This is a genomic window from Flavobacteriales bacterium (assembly GCA_021739695.1).
GTDB lineage: Bacteria > Bacteroidota > Bacteroidia > UBA10329 > UBA10329 > UBA10329.
Map to the genome: position 1 here is coordinate 99,733 of JAIPBM010000010.1, position 17,284 is coordinate 117,016.

Consider the following 17,284-nt stretch of genomic DNA (forward strand, 5'->3'; position numbering starts at 1 on the left):
ATACACGGTGAATCAGGGTGATGTCAATAATGTCCTGATCGGTTACATTTGCCGCTCGATGATAAACGGCAAAAAAGTAGTTGTAGTATTGCCCGCTTACAATGCGGCACAAACGCTGGAAACCACCTTCAATGAGATACCATTTGATATTGTTGATGATGTAGTTTTAGTGGATGATGCGAGTCCGGACAATACGGTTGACGTAGGGAAGAAGTTGGGAATCAAACATATAGTGAAGCACGAAAAAAATCGCGGATATGGCGGAAATCAGAAATCGTGTTATGCCAAAGCGTTAGAGATCGGGGCCGATATCATTATCATGTTGCATCCAGATTATCAGTACACGCCCAAACTCATTCATTCTATGAGTTATATGATTGCCAACGATGTTTATCCGGTGGTTTTCGGTTCTCGAATTCTAGGAAAAGGAGCGCTTATAGGAGGAATGCCAACTTACAAGTACATCGCTAATCGCTTTCTGACGCTCACGCAAAATATCCTTATCGACCAGAAACTATCGGAATACCACACTGGTTATCGAGCTTTCTCCAAAGAGGTGATCACAGCAATTGATATAGAAGCAAATTCTGACGATTTTGTATTTGATAATCAGATGGCAAGTCAGATTTTCATGAAAGGTTTTCAGATTGGGGAAGTAACCTGCCCGACCAAATATTTCGAAGAAGCGTCTTCCATCAATTTCAGTAGAAGCGTAACTTACGGTTTAGGTGTGCTCAAAACCTCCTTGATGCATCGCTTGCACATGTGGGGCATTGCCAAATTCAGAATTTACCAAAGTCCTCAGAACGGATAATTCTCGTCTGTTCGTTTAAGAATCACGTATCCGCCTTTTCTATCCATTTCCACTAAGTGTGGAAAGTAGCCTTGCGTAGTTTGAAGATCTTGACTTCGGCACACGAAATACACGGGTTTATCTACTTTTTCAAAGATCAACCACTTTACCTCATCATCTGTATTAACAGGAATTGGAGTTCGTTTACCATAAAATAGGTGTGCGTAAGAATGAAATCCCAATGGCTGTAGATATGCCGCCTCCGCATTTTGTTCGTAGAAATCGAACAAAGACGTTTGAGTGTAATGGTCAATTTTAGGTGCGATGACCACAGAAAGCAGAGTAACCGTTATGAGCGTTGAACCAAATAACGCAGCAATCATTTTTCCATTTCTATTGATGAAAATGACAGAAATGCCAGCTGTTATCAGAAAAAACAACCCGATCAGTGGGTCGAGAAATCCGTCAGGAACCAATTGACTGAAATTGCCATAGGCAAGGCTGTCATCTTCAAGCAACGGAAGAAGATACACTTTTACTTGATCAAGGATTCCAGAAAGGATGAAAGCTGTTCCTAGAATTGCCACAAAAAACAAGAGTGCGATCTGCTGCCAGACTCTGAATTTCATCTTGCTTTCTATCGACTCATAAATGAACCATGTTGCCAGAAACGACATTGGGAAATAGGTAAGCGATGAATAATGAATGATTTTGGTTTTTACGATTGAAAACACGACCAGAACGACCCAAAACAGGATGGTCATCCACTTTTTGTAATGCAGAACTTCTGTTGGTGCGTTTGACTTTTTGCTCCAACTGAAAATGAAGAAAAACGACATTGGAAAGCAGCCGATGAGCAGCACCAAAGGATGGTAGAAAAACGGTTGACCATGGCCAGCTTCGCTCTTAGAAAACAAGCGAATATGATAATCGATGAACTCCTGAATGACGTAGCCATGACCTCGAGCGATTTCGATCAGGAACCACGAAAAACCAATGGACATCACGATGAGGAGATAGATGAATCCATCAATCAACTTCCATCTGTGTTGCTTGAATGAAACAGCAAAATAGACGGCTGCACAAATTCCAACCAATCCAACTGCTGTTGGTCCTTTGGTCATCACAGCCAAACCGACAAGTAATGCAGAAATGACGAGTCTTTTCCTTTCAATCAGTTCCGATCGCGTAGCTAAGATCAGTTGGTGAATGCCTAAAAAAATGAACAGATTGAACCACGGATCGATGATTCCTGAACGGAAATAGAATTGTGGCAGAATGGAACCCGCGTAGATCAGCACCCAAAACAGACCGAATTTCTTTGAGACAAGTGAATAACCAATGTTGAATAGTGCAGTAAGCGTCAATGCTCCGCAAATGGCGTTAGGCAACCTTGCAGCAAATTCATTTATCCCGAAAACGGACATGCTTATGGCTTGCAACCAGATGAAAAATGGTGGCTTTTCCCAAAATGGTTTGAAGTTGATCTGAACGTAACTGTATTCTCCAGTAACGAGCATTTCGCGCGCGGCTTCAGCAAAATTTACTTCGTCCCAATCGAAAAGGTGCGAGCCATTTAAAAAGGGAACGAAAAGTAGAATTGAGGCCAGGAAAACCGCAAACGAAATGGAAGTCTTATTCCAATTCATGACGGCCAAAGTCGCTTGTTCAGTTTGGATGAAGGATTTTCTTCCGCGTAGCGAACAATGAAAATGTAGCCGAGATAAGCCAAGAAGAAACCGATCCAAGAACCAACAACCGTGTCTTGGATAAAATGCTGAGAAATGTAAACTCTTGAAAATGCTACCAGCAAAGCCAGCACTAGAAAAAAGTATGTGGCCCATTTTTGCTTTACAAAAAAGGCAAACATCAAGCACAAACAGAACGCTGTGGCACTGTGGCCAGAAGGAAAACTGTAGTTATGCATGAGAACAACTCCATCAATATCAGGTAAACCTCCTTCTGGAAAAAACATGGCTGGCCGATGATCACCAGCAAAAACGGAACGCTTTAAGGTTTGCACCACAATTCCCATCACTAAACTGGAAACTCCTAGGCCAATAGCCCAAGAGTAGCGTACGAGAAGTAAAAGATGGAATACGATCACGGGTACAAGTCCGTGACCAACGTGGGTCAGATACTTGAATATCAGATCTAGATATGGTCTATGATGGGAGTTTAGGAATTGATGAGATCCTTCTTTTCCATAAAACAGAAAAACGGCAACGCCAAAAACGCTATAAATAGAAAGCCCTACCAAAAATGGGAGGGCAATGGATTGGGTTTCCTTAACGGATTTCATCAATTTCATGAAAACCAAAGGTAAACGGTGAACGCTTTCAGCTACCCAAAATATGAAGTAATTCTTCTATCTGATTGTCCCAAAGCATTCGGGCGGCATCTTCATCGCCTTCTTCGGCAAAAAATGTGACGATCAAAGCCAGATCTTTGGTAAGCGGATCGGTTTTTAGTCTGAATTCTAGAAAAGTTCCTTCTTCCATGTGTGTCCAATGGAACTTTACATACTCTAAGTTCTTCTTGCTTAGGAGTTTGGCAACTTCTTGTTCGCCATCCCAGTTGAAGTGATATAATCCGTCTTTGTCGATTGTTACGTCATCAGCAAACCATTCAGCTAGTCCACTTGCAGTGCTCAATCTACTGTATAATACACCGGGCGAAGAGTTGACCGTGTATTCAGCTTCAATCTTTTTCATTGATAATCAAATTGTTACGACTTGGCGATTTAACCAAGAACGGCAAGTTAGAAAATTTTAGTTCACGTACTTAAAACTTACAAATTTTGACGTTTGCGAGAGCGTAATGAGATACTATATTTGCAGCCGCAAAAAATGGCGAGGTAGCTCAGTCGGTTAGAGCGCAGGATTCATAACCCTGAGGTCGGGGGTTCAATTCCCCCTCTCGCTACGCACAAAGGCTCGGTTTTCCGGGCCTTTGTTATTTTAAGGTACAACATAGGTACAACAACTACCTTCTCAAGCTATTTGGAATGCAATTAAATTCTTGTTGAGTATACTATCCAAAGCATGGTCACTCCAGCCTTTGGCTACGTTCATGCCATTATCAACAATGGTGAATTGTTTCTCATAGCGAGCAACATATCCATCACAGGCAATGTTTCTAATTTCCACTTAATCAAGTCGTAAGAGTTCCTGATGGTATTTTCTTGAGAAAACCAACATCTCCTCCTGATCTATCGTTCCCGTGGAATTCATAACCCCATCCAATAGGAGTTTTTTTAGAAGCATTTCACCTTTAAATCCAAAGAAAAGCTCCTTGGACACTACTAACACATCAAATTGATTGAAGTAGATTTTCACATAGTCGTCTCCTTTGAATTCTTTCGTTCCATTATTATTGAATTTGAGGAACAACACTTCTTCTTTGGTGTTTGTCCTGTAAACATGTGTTTCCGCGAACATCACCTGAAAGTCAAAGTCGAGAACATTCACTTTGTCAATGAGAATTTTACCTTTCTTCATTTTAACGTTTTGTCCACAAACAAGATTGGCGAAAGGCAATAACAAGAGGATTAAGACGAAATGAGATTTGCGTAACATAGTAATTGTTAGATGGCTGATGCTGAGTTTAGAAATGTGTAAGGTTTTCTTTTTTGACAGAGATCCTGGTTAAGAATAGATCCAATTTCGAACAAGTAGCACCTGATGGTCCGTTGCTGCAACTTGAATCCACCCCTCAGAAAGCAGGTAAGGAATAGCCAGCTTACCCTTTCCAGTGAATTGACCGTCAAAGTTATCATCGAATAGTATAAGAGCTCCATCACTGAGTTTGGGCAAAGCTGCCTTCACGAATTTCAATGTTTCCACCTCACTTTCTCGTTCATTACCCAGATGATAATCCCACCCATCGACATAAAGGAAATCTATTTGGGAAGCATTCATTCTAAGTATCCACGTATGCGCGTTTTCACACACGACATTAGCGCTTGACGATAGCCCGTAACTATCCAGAACTGAACGTGATATCGAACAGGCATTTTCAGATACATCAATACTGTAAAATGTAGCATTGCACCTACCTTGAGCCTGAACATGCTTGCAGAAGGCTGCAAAGGCCAGCGTACTCCATCCATTGGAGTGAGCCTCGTCCATACCTCTGATCGTTCCTACTTCCACTATGGTGAGATGCGATGATTTGCCTGATTGCGCCAATAGGACTGATAAGGAAAGGTCAATGGAATTTTTCCGTCCGTAAGGAGGTGTGCTTTGCGGTCCTTTCATGAAGTGGTTTTCGAAATTTGAAGATAATCGTGTTTTTCCCTTTGGTGCTTATTCGTTGTATTGATACTCGAACATATAAGACCAAAAACTTGCTCAACACTCACCTTGTTCAACATACCTTGCTGATCATTAAGAGAAGTTTGCCTCCTGAAAAATGGAGACGGTACCAAACGATTGAGAGGAACAGAGGCGGTTTTAACATTGGTCATTGAAAAAAGATGATCTCGTGAAAACTCAACCGAAGTAATAGCTACCACTGGAGCTTTATACATACCACCCAAATGAGCCATGCCGCTGTCATTAGCAACAATGCAAGAAGCCTCCAACATCAATGCTATAATGTCTTCTGCTGGCAATCCCGTTTTCCGCATAGACCTGAACCGCGTTAATAGGTCTGTCTTACTGGCAACTCCCAACACCATTACATCATAGTTAGCTACGAGCAGCCTCTTTTCAAGTTCAAGCCATTTTTCAATTGGCCATTCTCTGTATGGCCATGCCGCAAACGGGAACAAAAGAACCGACCTATTCGTACTTCCTTCATAATATCGAGTCAAATTTGGAGCAACAGGAACTAGCCCAGGAATACCCAACCTGTCGGTGTAAATATGCTTTCTACACTTTTTAATCGACTTATACTCGGCAGTGGCCGAATCAAAGTATAGGTCGATTTCAGCGGGTGGACTTTGAATGTATTCTTTATATGGCAAACAGGAAAAATCCTTCACATCAACCGCCCACTCTGGATGTCGGCAGTAATACTCCACCGCTGCAGACCTGTTCTGTTCCTTCAGAGCTTGACAGGCATATAACCCAGTAATTTGGTCTCCAATACCGAGGCCGCTATTACGAACCTTGATAATCACTACAATACAGTTATCTCAGATCTTTCAGAGGGCGACAACGGATTGGATGCTAATAACTCAATTGGCCAGAGTGTGCCAACGCTTGAGGCGGTCTGGAAAAATAAACGCATAGAAACAACTTGCGCTACGGCATTGAGTATCGTATTTCCAGGTGTAGAGGTATCAGAAGGAACACTAGTAGCAAGTGTCAACACACCAATATCCAACATTCCAGGTGCACCTATATCAAGAAGTTCAATATGAACCCTTCCTCCTGACAATTGGTTTTCCCCAACAACTCCTTCCAAGTTAATACCAAATAGGGTGTAGAAATCGGCATCCCAATTACCTGGGGCTCCTATCATGATGTTCGAAAGAGAAAGTGTGTTTACTGGGCTTGATTCAACCAAATATGTAGTCGAAGGTGCTACTCCACTTCCTGATCCAGAACCTGCCTCTTTCTTCTCAAGAATAATGTAGCTGCACGCCTCTTGCCCAGAGTTGTGGTTGATGAGCTTATACTGAATCATGTCCGCGGCTTTTGGATTATCCCAATAGCCTGACTCCAGATTGAATTGATACCTGACAGTATTCATTGGATGATCAATAAAAACAGATCCTCTTTCGGAAGGAGTATTGGTATCAACGTCCAATAGCCCAATGTTGGCGAACGTCTGATTGTAATCCAACACGTTTATATACTGATCTGGTGGTGTCGGATTGTTAACACTAAGTTCAATGAATTCTGCATGAAAGGATTTAGTAAAGAAGTCGAAAACGACCTTTGCCTTTGAAACACTTTTTTCACCATCTACCTCAGCTTCGATGGCGTATTCAATTTCTGTTGTTCTACCGACATTAAAATTGGTGCATCCTGTAGCAAATTCCACAACCAATTCTGATTGCTTATCAATGTTGATGGCTACACTTTTGAAAATTTTCTCATTGTAATCACCAACCTCAATGATTCGCACTGAGGCTTGCTTATTAACCCAAGCAAGATCCATTTGCAACGGTGGAAATCCGAACCATCCATCCATATTAAAGTTATCTACAGGAATAGACACACAAACATCCTGAGCTTTGAACGCTCCGTGCTCAATCCGTTCAATAAAGATGTTGCCAGTTGATGTTTGGCCTGTGTTCACATCTCGAATGACGTATCGAACGGTATCTGTAGCCCCCTCGTTAGACCAAAGCTCAAACTCATCGGTCCAAGCTTTTTCTGAATCAAATGTTTTGTAGATGATTCTCCGTTTGTCGTATGTGATGAAGACTCCTTCGGTTTTCATCGACATGCGAGATTCAACGGCCACTACCTCAAAACAGCATAGCCCGTCATAATAAACATCTAGGTCTATTACGATCTGACCCTTCTCTAATGGGAAATAAGACTTAATGGTAATATCCTTAGCCACCAATTGGCCTTCTTCGTATAGTGTTTCGTCTGTTATCATGGCTACTTTGTTCTGTGATTATCGTTGAGTTCAATTATTTTGTGCCTTCCGAACTATTCATATTGCGCTAAAAAATCTTTCACTTTCGGATTAGCAGCTAAATCAAAAGCCGTTTTACCGTCATGATTTTTAATATCGGTTCGTGCTCCATGAGTGATTAGAAATTGTAGAATGGATACAAGTTCAACTGACGTTTCTTGCGACTTGCATTTGGAATGAAGCATCAGCAAAGTATTGCCATCATCGTCTTGCCAGTTAAAGTCATACCCTGCTTTAACAAGTTGGGTATAGCGTTTAAAAGTGTCACTAACAAATCTATCCAAGCATTCACGTGCTTCAATCGAAACATGACATCCATGATTAACCATTAATTCAATCAGTTCGCTGTCCCCAGTTGCCACGAAACTCTCCAACATGTCATTCTTAGTGGTTTGGGGAATATCGTATTTCAAATAGTATACTATCATTTCATAGGACCTTGACGAGGATACCATGTTATGGAGTTCCAGCCAAAATCCAAGACTCTTACCTACCCTCGTATCATAGCATTTCCAACCGGGGTCACCGCCATTTTCAAGGTGGCTTTTAAGCACTTCAATACTCCCGGATTCGATTTGCAACATCGTTTTTTTGTCCTCTCTACTACAACTACAGCAAACAGTGTTTAAAACAAGCTCACAACCGCTCAGGCAAATTAAGCAGGCCACTAGGATTAGAATGAATTTACCACGAAGTATCATTGCCCGAATATTTTCACATCGTCCCACCAATCTGAGATGCCCTTCCAACTCTTGTTAAAATACTTATTCAAATCTTCGTACAACTCAATTGTTCTGTTGTAATAGTGCTCAGTTCTTGTTGCTGTTTCAGAATTTGCGATGGCATCGGGATTCGCCTTTGCCCATTCAGCAACCATGCTATCCATCCAATCAACCTCGGATGGGTGTGCAAAATACTTTGTTTCAGCAAGAGTGCACAGTTCTTCAGCGTTAAACTGCTTCGTCTCCCAAATAGATTTCATCACAATGCCAACTTCTCTTACCGCTTCAATTGCCAGCAAGCCTGCCAGCGGATTAAGTCTGTGATCCGGTTCATCCTTCGCAACTTGAGTATGCGTTGGATCTGTACCGAAATCTACCACCCCCTGAATTTCTTTGATTGCTTCAGGAGAAACGGGCTTGGCAATCATCATGATTAAACCATTAAATGGTATGGCCACATTCTCTCCCGTATTGTGCATCACCTCGAAAGTCTTTTCTAATTCATCGTCTACTTCACCATCCTCTGCTGATTCTATAACGTCATCTCTCAGATTCAGATACTGCATCAGCATGTCTTTGGCCTTGCCAGGTTCAAACGGTACATCAGCAATTCTGGCCGACAGTGGCCGATCGTCACCCTCATCTGGGGAAATTATATCCCAAATTCTACCAACAACTCCTGAATCTTCAAGTCCTTTCTCCTTCTTATATTCCAGTTCCTTCCTTGCCAAGTCCTCAAGCACAATCTCTGCAAAACGTTCGCCAAAGGTTCTCTGACGAACTTTCATAGCTGTATATGGAGTTTTGGTAGTTGGAAAAAGCTCCTCCTCTAGTTTTGGCGCAATACTCGCTATCGTGTCCCAAGAACCAAATGAACCTGTTACCAAAGGAATTCGTTTCGCCTTCTCCTTTCCATCAACCATATTCATAACCTCATCTGGTAGTCCTTTAACCCACGGGAACACATTAATTGTACCTCTAATTTTTTTGCCTTCCCGATTCAAATTATCGTCTTCATTAATGCCAGATGGGCTTACCTGAGAATCTACTTTGATTAATGCTATTTCTACGAAATTGCTATGCGCAAAGTAATCCTCAAGAACGTGAAGGGCAGCACCAAAATACCTTAATCTATCTCGCTTATTCTGTGCATTAGCAGCTAAGAAGATTTGATCTTGAAAATATGTAAAAGAACTTGGTCTAGGGTCACGAAGCTTGGCACTCGGTTGATACTGGTCGGTATTCGCGGGATCATCGTAGCCCTTGACAAAGGGCTTTATCTGGAAACTCTTATTGAGATTTACCTGACGTGATTTTGGATCATCCCCTGCGTACAGCTTTATATACTTAGGCTCGCCTTTTGAATTCAGATAATTGAACCCGATTGGCTCCTTCAAGCTTGTGTCTGAAAATGGCGTATGGTCAATTAGATTATCAGGGTTGTCTATGTGTTCTTCGGGTCTATAAATCCCTAGCATGTCCAAACTCAGCCTGCCGTAAGTAGCAACAAACTCATCATGGTAAGAATTGTAAGCCGGTTTAAGTCGCTGCCCCTTTTGGCGTTTTCGATTGTAAACAAATTCCTTGGCCGCCAAGAGCTCTAAAACTTTGACCCAGGTACTAACGCTTAGCTTTTGATGCATTAGTGGGATTAGATTCATCACTTCAAGAGCAGCGCGATTATCTTTTAATAACCTGTACTTACCAAGTAAAAAGTCTCTATCTACTTTTCCAAACCCTACCATGAGTGGGACAAGTACCTGTGAATAATCTCTCAACCAATTCCCATAGTAAATCATAAATATCTCATCCTCGGAAAACACCTTCGTTAGAGCGATTGCTTCAATATCACCATGCGCCACGGAATTCGGATACTCCTTCTTATCGACATTCCCTGCTCCAAATGGTGGAAGTGCAGCCGAAAACAAAGGTTTCCAAGCGCGCCTGCTTTTGATGCTGCTAGCATTCAACCCAATTGAATTAAGCACAAACCCCATCATATTTTCATGGGTAACTTTCATTATGCCGCTTGCTTCTTGATATCACTTACAAAATACTTCTGTACACCATCAATGGGTGACTTGTAGGTCTTCGCCTCCAATGCATTCGCGTTTAGTTTCTGCTCTCTCAACCACTTTTTAAACACACTTCCAAAACGATACGTTATTTCCACTGCCTCGTCTTGCATTAATTCCATAAAAACCAATATTTCATCTTCAGAAGCCCTTACTGTGTTCTTCATAGTCTCTGCCAATACTCCTTTAGGATAGGTGAACACAATTAGCGTAGTCAGTTTGCCAGAACTATCCAGCGACAGAGAGGCCGCCTTAACCGCCTCGACCGTGGGGAACAAATTCGCTCCATCATACACCCAAAGAGCTGTTTTACCTTTTATCAACTTAGCCTTTGGTAAAAAGGTGTCTGCAAACTGATGTGGATAATACATACGCCAATCCTTACGCAGAACCGGGTGCGGTGCGTTGGCCTCAATCAATATGTCAAATTCCTCTTGGGTCATTTGAACGGTTTTACGCTGAGTTTTCAGCTCATGTATAGGTAATCGCGTTCGCCTTTGTAATGACCAGTGATAGTTTTGCCATCTGACATGGAAAGCGTGTAATCCAATGTGTATTCGCTGCCGTCAATGCTAATTTCCAAGCTGCCACCAACCACGTGCGGTGACGGGTCAGAAGTCAAAGTGGAGTAGTCAAAATTTATCCAAAAACTTTCTGTGTCGCCCCAGATTGTACCAGGAGTGGTTGCGGACTGGCTAAATGTATAAGTTCCGGCACCTGGTGTATTTCCGTCCTGATAGGTCACAGCATTCAGTCTTAGCATGGTGAAAAGCCCTCCGGTCACCTGTTGGTCGGTACCATTCCAACCTGTTCCTGTGGACAGTTCAATCCTAAGGTCGTAATCGCTTTGCTGGAACATGTAAACCCCAAATAGCTCTGCGTCATAGAATGTGCCGTCATATGTGAAGCCATTTGGGGTGTCATCGTTGTCGTCATCATCGCTGTCCTGATTGCATCCGTTCAGAAAGAGACCTCCGACTGCGAAGAGCCCAATTAGCAAAATGTTATTTTTCATGATTAAATTGATTTAGGTTAACTTTTTTAAAGTTCGTATTAATATTTTGGTGCTACACATCAAGAGCTTTTATACATCCATTTTTTAATCGTTGCCCAGTAAACCTTCTTTCCTCATTCTTCTCACTCCATGTGTCAAGAACGAGAGGTAAGACATTCGCATTACAGTAACTTCCATCCCTGAAGTGTTAATGGCAACACCCACAAACTGGTTTCGGTATGTATTGATGAAATGCGAATCAATCATATCCTCATAGGCTAACTCGGCAGGTTTTACCTTCCCATCAGCGGCTGGAATCATCACATGATTCGTGAGCTGCGTAAGATCTGCTCCGGAGGTTATGTCCAGCTCATATCCACTATTGAACAGTTCATGAGATACTGAGAAAGCACTTTCAAGAGTGTATGTCTCGACCAGCTCGCTGCTGATGATGGCGTTATCTCCATCTATTCCAAGGAGTTTTCCGAGGGGGAAGCCAACAGGCGCAGCCGGAGATGCTGGTTGAGAAGTTACTACCACTTCCAGACTGAAGTCTGGCCAATCTGATAACTTAACCTCTGACGAAAGCATGGCTATTTCTTCCAACACCAATTCATCATCAACAATAGACGTTGTGAAATTTGCACTCAGCGTGGCATCAGCATCAATGTAATCCTTAATCAAGTTCAATTCTGCAAGTGGGTCAGCAGGTGTTACCATACCTCTCCAATCAATCCTGTTAAAATAAACCTGAATTCCCCCAGTTTCTATATCTATTGCTGAATCATCGATGAGGTCGGCCAAATCCGTCAGCTTAATAATGTAATTGCCGAGTTGTTCTGGAAGTGGGTCTGCCAACTGTGAAACCTTGGCTAAGCCATCTCCATCGTTCATTACCAGTTTACCGACATCATTAGAGGATAAATCTCCGTGCTTTGGGAATAGGAAGCTGCTCTTGGAAGAACTGGTAGATGTTCCTCCGGATCCAGATTCACCCAAACCTGCAAGCACATTATTCCCTGTTCCAATCGCAGTACCTTCCAATGATGAACAACCACTGCAGTCACAGCCATCACAATGAACTTCAGTGCCATCTTCGCATAGATGACATGGCAGGCCATTGGCATTCAGCGGAGCACTATTGGTTTGAATAATGGTAAGTGCTGTCGGAACTCGCGATTGCCAGCATGATTCTGGACAAAGCTGATCTGTTCCAACAATATACGGTCCAATCTCAAGATCCACTTTTATACTCTCATAAGCCTTCTCTATTTCAGGAAGTACTTCGAATGTGTTCACATTCCAAATGAGACCAGATTCCATGAAATACAGTACTTGAAACTCATAACCTGCCTTAATCGGAAGCGTGACCTTGGCCATCCCACTTTGCAGAAATGCCTCAAATAGGGGGTCAGAACTGCTTTTTTGTTTGATCAGACTTTCCCATTCACATACACTTGCCCAATAGTAGGGGAGGAATTTATAGGAGAAAATGTCCCAGTCAAAGGCATCTTCCATAAACTTAACGTAAGTGGCATGACGGTTCAGGCAGTTTTTAGCTGTGTTTAATTTCCACCTGCAATCTTCTTGGTCATAATGGGAGAGCCCCATGGCATCTAATTGAGTGATGTCTGAGAATGGTTCTAGCATCATTTCTATACACAAGCGCTTAAGCTCGCGTTGCTCAATAGCTCTTCCAATACCTGGATTGTAGCGGAAATCGGTAGGTTCGGTATCTGTGGGCACAACATTGGCTGCGGCCACAGCATTGTTGTAGTCATCCAGTTTTTTGTAGTAGGCATTGAGGATGGAAATGTATGTCTCCCTTTGCCAAGCCTCATACAATTCAGGAATTCTTTCACATTTTCCGATAACATTAATCGAGAAAGATGATATGTCTCTATTAACAACCGTCACACCTAATTTTCCAGTTATGGCTACATTTAAATTTGTATAGTTGTTCATCAAAGTATTCGTGCCACGAAGGCCGCCACTTTCCCAAATATCCTTGTTCGCTATCGTTACATAGGCCCAAGCTCCTGATGCTGATGATCCGTAGTAAATGTGAGAGTAGTTATACCGAGCAGCAACACACGCATATCCATCAGGTATTGTAAGCTCAAAACTGTCAGCACCTGTTCTGGGGTCTGTTGTTCCAGTGCTCCCTGGATTTCCCGAAAAAACCCCTTCGACTTCAATTTCTGATACTAAGGGTGGTTCAACATCAGCTCCATATTCTGCAGCTAAATCCGCATAGTTGTCCTCAGTTATCTGATTCCAACTGAATTCGGTCAGGTTTCCTGGGGTATCTTCATCTGGATCACCAATTCTAAAATCGAACTCGGACAGGTCACGAGGTTTTCTTATCTCTGGCGTGTTCGGGTCAGGGTTTTTGACAGTCATCCAACTTTTGAAGTTCTTTGATGGTTCTGGAACCATGAACTCATAGAGCAACCGTTTACCATAGTTATACAGCTTATTCTCGTAGATTTTATCTACCCATCTGTAGATTCCCGTAACATGCTTTTCTCCAGCACGGTTGTCAAAACCATGTGTATTTGTTTCCTCAAACTCACGCAACATTCTAGAAGTTCGCTTGCTTGTGGTTTTAGTGACAATGCGCTCAAGTGCCCGTTGTGTAATCTCTTGGGCAAATGTCTCTGACTGACTGAAATTATTTGTCGATGACGAGCCACTTGTCCAAGAAGAATCTGTACTAAAGCTCACACCTAGCGAAAACATGTCTGAAGGCTTGAATTCAGTCTCAATTCCGGCCGAGATTGAAGTTTCTTGCGATTGTTCCTCCTGCTGCATCTGAGAAATCTCAGTTTGCATTTCATACCTATCCGTTGTGGTGGTATCTGTTAGGTTTTCCACTTCCTTCTCCGTAGTATCTTCCTGAACTATCTCCGAACGGGTAAGATTTCTTGTTACCTTCTCACGATACTCGCGAGCCATGATGTTTTCGATATGAGAAACTTCGCCAGCCACGTAACAGCAGGTTTGCTGTTCCACCTTTTTGTACTCCAAAACACCGAGTCGTTTTACACCGTTCAGTTTTTTGTCTTCGCAAAGCTTTACCAGATCACCAAGGAACACCATTTCCAAGTCGGTGCTGAATCTTTCGAAAAGCTGTTTTTCTGGGGTGTAATCCAGAAAATCCATCGACTTCGGCTCAGGGTCTTCTTCTAAAACGAATGAAAAGGAAAGACTGAATCCTTCATCATTAACCTGTAATCCATCCTTAAACAGCAAAAATGAAACATGGTCTGATGACCTATAAAATGGTTCGTTCGAACTGAATTCCGCATCTCCTAATGTGGGATGGGATGTATTCAAGCTCACAGAGACCAAGGCTTTCTCAGGGTTCGTAAAATGCTGTGTCAAAATCAACCGCACTTTCCCATCAGTACCTGAGATCTTCTCAGATGACATTACGAACGTATTATTCTGAATTGTATTTGGCTCCGTGAGGACCACTCCTTTGAATAGAACTTGCCGCGGCAACTTTCGCTTATTCTTAGAAAGTACCCCGAATTTCTTCGCCTTCTCGGCTCTTAATGCTTTTAATACCTGATCAAACGACTCTAAAGAATCGAAACAAACAAGACTTTCAATCAGTTGTTTTGAATCATCCTTAATGTACTTATCTGCCAACTTGGATAGATCAATATTTACCTTGCCCTGACTAGAATCTGTTCTTGGGGTGGCAGTTGATACATACTTTCCACCGTTACCCTTGGAGCCAAGTAATTCTGCGGTTTCTCGATACGCTTTAGAGTATGCCTCCTCAGCACATTTAACTTCAGAAATTGCCTTTTCAATGAGACTAATTTTGAACCGAGCCCGATCCGAGTTGTTCTTACGAATTAAGAAGTCTTTTGTCCTAGCACTCAACCCAACTTTGCCCAATGTTGGTTCTGGTATTTCCCTGGAGATCAATTTTCCTGGAATTTCCACATTCGCTCCAGCCAGACGATACAGTCGATTAAAATTCCGCTGCTTTTGCTTGTCAGACGGGATACCAGCAGCCACTTGGGCATTATATTCTAATAGAAAAGCATTTGCTCTCAACATTCTCACCAAGGCATTTGCCACGACTGCCGAACGGGTTGTAACCGCTTGAAAATACAGGTTGTCCCAAATCAAATCAAGATTAGGCTGTGACAACTCTGAAAGTCCTGTTGTCCTGTCTACCAATGTTTCACTGGTGGTTTTTGAGTTGAACAGCTTAATGAAGCTACCAAATTCGTATAAATCTGAATCAATGGCGATGACCTCTTTACCAGTCGCGAAAGGAGAAAACGTATCGATTACCCCTTGTAATGCCTCATCCCTCTCCCCAATACTGGCCGCTCCTTCAATTGCATCTAAAAAATCGCTTGCTGCTGTGTTTCCATTGGTGATTGTCGATACTTGATCATCCGGCTCCGGTTCTCGAGTTGTTGGGTCATAGATGTTTGAGAACCTGAATAAGGTTACCGCTTCGGTTTCTTTTGATCTTACTTCTGCCATAGCATTGTTTATTAACGTGATAAGTGTCTATTTACCTGACCTATGAATGTGTCAGTTAGGGCACGACTAAGAACCTTCAGTTTTCCATAAAATGAAATTCGATTTTCGGGCCATTTTTGACCTAAATGCATCCGCATGTGCAGAATTTCTAGAAGAAGGAAAATACGAAGGGTTTTACCCAAGGTCATGGCTATCAGAGATGAACAGGGCGGTAGAAAACAGTTGCGAAGCCGCCATTAAGTAGTTTTCAGAGTATGAGCAGCCTGAGATCGGTTAAGGAAAAATCCTAAGAGGACACATCTCGATTGCCGAGAATCGTGGATTAAGTTTTAATCAGATGCACGGATTTGACTAAAATGAAAAGATAAAGATGGAGGATGACTACACCTACACACCCTATTCGCTTTCCTCTTACAGATTGGCGTATTTTCTATTGAGCATAGGGCGCAACTCTGTAAGGCTGATGAATTCTATTGCCAATTGGTTGAATTCCCTTTTGGCCTTCTGAAAGGATTCTTTTTCCTTCTTGGTCAACGGAGGTGGTGCAACAAAGTAGAAATCAAGCAGGTCCTCTGATTGATCAAGATTCTTAGCAATATCTAAGAGTGTATCCCTTCGCCTCTTGGTCTTGTCCAATTCTGTTTCTAATACCCTTTTAAGATTTCCACTTTTACACTCGATACAAATTACTCGTTGTCGTGTTCCATGAACCAAGGCCAACACATCGAATTCAATCATTCCCAGATTGTATTCTAGCGCACTTTCCAACTCGAACAAAGTCAGCGATTCAAACTGAACGTTTTTCCTACTCGCTTTAAGTTGACTATTGAGCGTAGTGTTTACAAAGCAACTTAACCAATGCCCAGAAAGTAGCTGTGCCGCAGCTCGGTTATTGATAGGGAAATTCCATTCTTCTGCCCAAAAGGACTTATCATCAGACAAGATTGAATCGATAGAGTCTTTGGTGAGAAGAGAATTACTTCCGACTGATCCAGCAAATTTGGTAAGTCTTTTAAGCAGTTCTCGCCTTAGACCACCGTTGTTGGAGAGCCGCGTTCGGTTGGTTCTAATTGTGACGGTATTTGAATTATGCCGTAATGCGGATAAGAAGATGCTTAGAGCCTCGTAGTGACTTACAACATACATCGAAAGCTCCTTAGACTTCTCGGAGAACACGGTAAATCGCTTTGGAAGAAAACCCAGTACTTCCAACTGTTGAATAATGTAAAGGCTGCTGGAAACATCTTGGATTTCCGAGGCCTGAACCACTTTATCCTGACTCTTATCCCGCTGGAAGATTTTGACCAGATCGGAGTTTTCCTTGTGACCCAAGAATTCATCGAATGGCACAAGCTCCGATTTGGAGATCAGATCCTGTCGCATAGCTACCAGATTTTCGTAGTAACCATTTATTGACAATGCCAAACCACTCGCAATTTCTCGGTCGCCAATTTTGACCATGGCAGCAATTACCTCGTCAATCTTCCCAATGAAAATTTTACTTTTTCAGGAATATCACTCATGAACGCGTAACATATAGTCTTTCAGACATGGAGAGTTATCATGTTAATACTCTTAGTTCATT

General features: G+C 42.3%; 15 protein-coding genes and 1 tRNA gene. 3 read left to right on the forward strand and 13 right to left on the reverse strand.

What is annotated here, in order from left to right:
* Positions 1–58 precede the first annotated feature (58 nt).
* On the forward strand, positions 59–814 hold the full coding sequence (locus tag K9J17_08435) for a glycosyltransferase family 2 protein (GenBank protein MCF8276747.1): 756 nt from the start codon (positions 59–61) through the stop codon (positions 812–814).
* On the opposite strand, the gene K9J17_08440 is transcribed toward K9J17_08435, so the two are convergent.
* The 3 genes from K9J17_08440 to K9J17_08450 are packed head-to-tail and all read right to left on the reverse strand — an operon-like array spanning position 802 to position 3,507.
* Complete coding sequence (locus tag K9J17_08440) at positions 802–2,442, reverse strand: glycosyltransferase family 39 protein (protein ID MCF8276748.1); 1,641 nt, start codon at positions 2,440–2,442, stop codon at positions 802–804. The two genes, K9J17_08435 and K9J17_08440, sit on opposite strands and share 13 nt — an antisense overlap.
* Positions 2,439–3,104 (reverse strand): phosphatase PAP2 family protein, encoded by a 666-nt coding sequence (locus K9J17_08445; GenBank protein ID MCF8276749.1) that lies wholly within the window; start codon positions 3,102–3,104, stop codon positions 2,439–2,441. The genes K9J17_08440 and K9J17_08445 overlap by 4 nt, the downstream gene beginning before the upstream one ends.
* Before the next feature lie 28 nt (positions 3,105–3,132).
* Positions 3,133–3,507: an SRPBCC domain-containing protein gene (locus tag K9J17_08450; protein MCF8276750.1), complete on the reverse strand. Its 375-nt coding sequence runs from the start codon at positions 3,505–3,507 to the stop codon at positions 3,133–3,135.
* Between the two features lie 137 nt (positions 3,508–3,644).
* Here K9J17_08450 and K9J17_08455 point away from each other — a divergent pair.
* A tRNA-Met gene (locus tag K9J17_08455) sits at positions 3,645–3,718 on the forward strand.
* A gap of 224 nt (positions 3,719–3,942) precedes the next feature.
* Here the strand turns inward: K9J17_08455 and K9J17_08460 are convergent.
* The 9 genes from K9J17_08460 to K9J17_08500 form a co-directional block, all read right to left on the reverse strand.
* Complete coding sequence (locus K9J17_08460; GenBank protein ID MCF8276751.1) at positions 3,943–4,293, reverse strand: hypothetical protein; 351 nt, start codon at positions 4,291–4,293, stop codon at positions 3,943–3,945.
* 147 nt (positions 4,294–4,440) lie between these two features.
* Positions 4,441–5,052 (reverse strand): class I SAM-dependent methyltransferase, encoded by a 612-nt coding sequence (locus K9J17_08465; GenBank protein MCF8276752.1) that lies wholly within the window; start codon positions 5,050–5,052, stop codon positions 4,441–4,443.
* Positions 5,049–5,918 (reverse strand): hypothetical protein, encoded by an 870-nt coding sequence (locus K9J17_08470; protein ID MCF8276753.1) that lies wholly within the window; start codon positions 5,916–5,918, stop codon positions 5,049–5,051. The genes K9J17_08465 and K9J17_08470 overlap by 4 nt, the downstream gene beginning before the upstream one ends.
* Complete coding sequence (locus K9J17_08475) at positions 5,918–7,354, reverse strand: hypothetical protein (GenBank protein MCF8276754.1); 1,437 nt, start codon at positions 7,352–7,354, stop codon at positions 5,918–5,920. Before K9J17_08475 ends, K9J17_08470 begins: the two co-directional genes overlap by 1 nt.
* 53 nt (positions 7,355–7,407) lie before the next feature.
* Entirely contained in the window at positions 7,408–7,977 is a 570-nt protein-coding gene (locus K9J17_08480; GenBank protein ID MCF8276755.1) for an ankyrin repeat domain-containing protein, read from the reverse strand.
* 113 nt (positions 7,978–8,090) lie between these two features.
* Entirely contained in the window at positions 8,091–10,136 is a 2,046-nt protein-coding gene (locus K9J17_08485) for a hypothetical protein (GenBank protein MCF8276756.1), read from the reverse strand.
* Positions 10,136–10,633, reverse strand: a complete 498-nt coding sequence (locus K9J17_08490) for a hypothetical protein (protein MCF8276757.1) — start codon at positions 10,631–10,633, stop codon at positions 10,136–10,138. The genes K9J17_08485 and K9J17_08490 overlap by 1 nt, the downstream gene beginning before the upstream one ends.
* Positions 10,634–10,656: 23 nt before the next feature.
* The gene (locus K9J17_08495) at positions 10,657–11,205 is read right to left on the reverse strand and encodes a hypothetical protein (GenBank protein ID MCF8276758.1); all 549 of its coding nucleotides are present in this window, start codon (positions 11,203–11,205) and stop codon (positions 10,657–10,659) included.
* Between the two features lie 84 nt (positions 11,206–11,289).
* Positions 11,290–15,699 (reverse strand): hypothetical protein, encoded by a 4,410-nt coding sequence (locus tag K9J17_08500; GenBank protein ID MCF8276759.1) that lies wholly within the window; start codon positions 15,697–15,699, stop codon positions 11,290–11,292.
* Positions 15,700–15,790: 91 nt separating this feature from the next.
* Between K9J17_08500 and K9J17_08505 the strand changes: the two genes are divergently transcribed.
* Positions 15,791–15,943: a hypothetical protein gene (locus K9J17_08505; GenBank protein MCF8276760.1), complete on the forward strand. Its 153-nt coding sequence runs from the start codon at positions 15,791–15,793 to the stop codon at positions 15,941–15,943.
* Between the two features lie 167 nt (positions 15,944–16,110).
* Here K9J17_08505 and K9J17_08510 read toward each other — a convergent pair whose 3' ends face one another.
* Positions 16,111–17,160 carry a hypothetical protein gene (locus K9J17_08510; protein MCF8276761.1) on the reverse strand — a complete coding sequence of 350 codons (1,050 nt, stop codon included), beginning with the start codon at positions 17,158–17,160 and terminating at the stop codon, positions 16,111–16,113.
* Positions 17,161–17,284 lie beyond the last annotated feature (124 nt).

Excerpts from the sequence above, each read along its gene's own strand:
- K9J17_08435 (MCF8276747.1), top strand. The coding sequence starts at position 59 with ATGATAAACGGCAAAAAAGTAGTTGTAGTATTGCCCGCTTACAATGCG.
- K9J17_08440 (MCF8276748.1), bottom strand. The coding sequence starts at position 2,442 with ATGAATTGGAATAAGACTTCCATTTCGTTTGCGGTTTTCCTGGCCTCA.
- K9J17_08445 (MCF8276749.1), bottom strand. The coding sequence starts at position 3,104 with ATGAAATTGATGAAATCCGTTAAGGAAACCCAATCCATTGCCCTCCCA.
- K9J17_08450 (MCF8276750.1), bottom strand. The coding sequence starts at position 3,507 with ATGAAAAAGATTGAAGCTGAATACACGGTCAACTCTTCGCCCGGTGTA.
- K9J17_08460 (MCF8276751.1), bottom strand. The coding sequence starts at position 4,293 with ATGAAGAAAGGTAAAATTCTCATTGACAAAGTGAATGTTCTCGACTTT.
- K9J17_08465 (MCF8276752.1), bottom strand. The coding sequence starts at position 5,052 with ATGAAAGGACCGCAAAGCACACCTCCTTACGGACGGAAAAATTCCATT.
- K9J17_08475 (MCF8276754.1), bottom strand. The coding sequence starts at position 7,354 with ATGATAACAGACGAAACACTATACGAAGAAGGCCAATTGGTGGCTAAG.
- K9J17_08480 (MCF8276755.1), bottom strand. The coding sequence starts at position 7,977 with ATGTTGCAAATCGAATCCGGGAGTATTGAAGTGCTTAAAAGCCACCTT.
- K9J17_08485 (MCF8276756.1), bottom strand. The coding sequence starts at position 10,136 with ATGAAAGTTACCCATGAAAATATGATGGGGTTTGTGCTTAATTCAATT.
- K9J17_08490 (MCF8276757.1), bottom strand. The coding sequence starts at position 10,633 with ATGACCCAAGAGGAATTTGACATATTGATTGAGGCCAACGCACCGCAC.
- K9J17_08495 (MCF8276758.1), bottom strand. The coding sequence starts at position 11,205 with ATGAAAAATAACATTTTGCTAATTGGGCTCTTCGCAGTCGGAGGTCTC.
- K9J17_08500 (MCF8276759.1), bottom strand. The coding sequence starts at position 15,699 with ATGGCAGAAGTAAGATCAAAAGAAACCGAAGCGGTAACCTTATTCAGG.
- K9J17_08505 (MCF8276760.1), top strand. The coding sequence starts at position 15,791 with ATGAAATTCGATTTTCGGGCCATTTTTGACCTAAATGCATCCGCATGT.
- K9J17_08510 (MCF8276761.1), bottom strand. The coding sequence starts at position 17,160 with ATGGTCAAAATTGGCGACCGAGAAATTGCGAGTGGTTTGGCATTGTCA.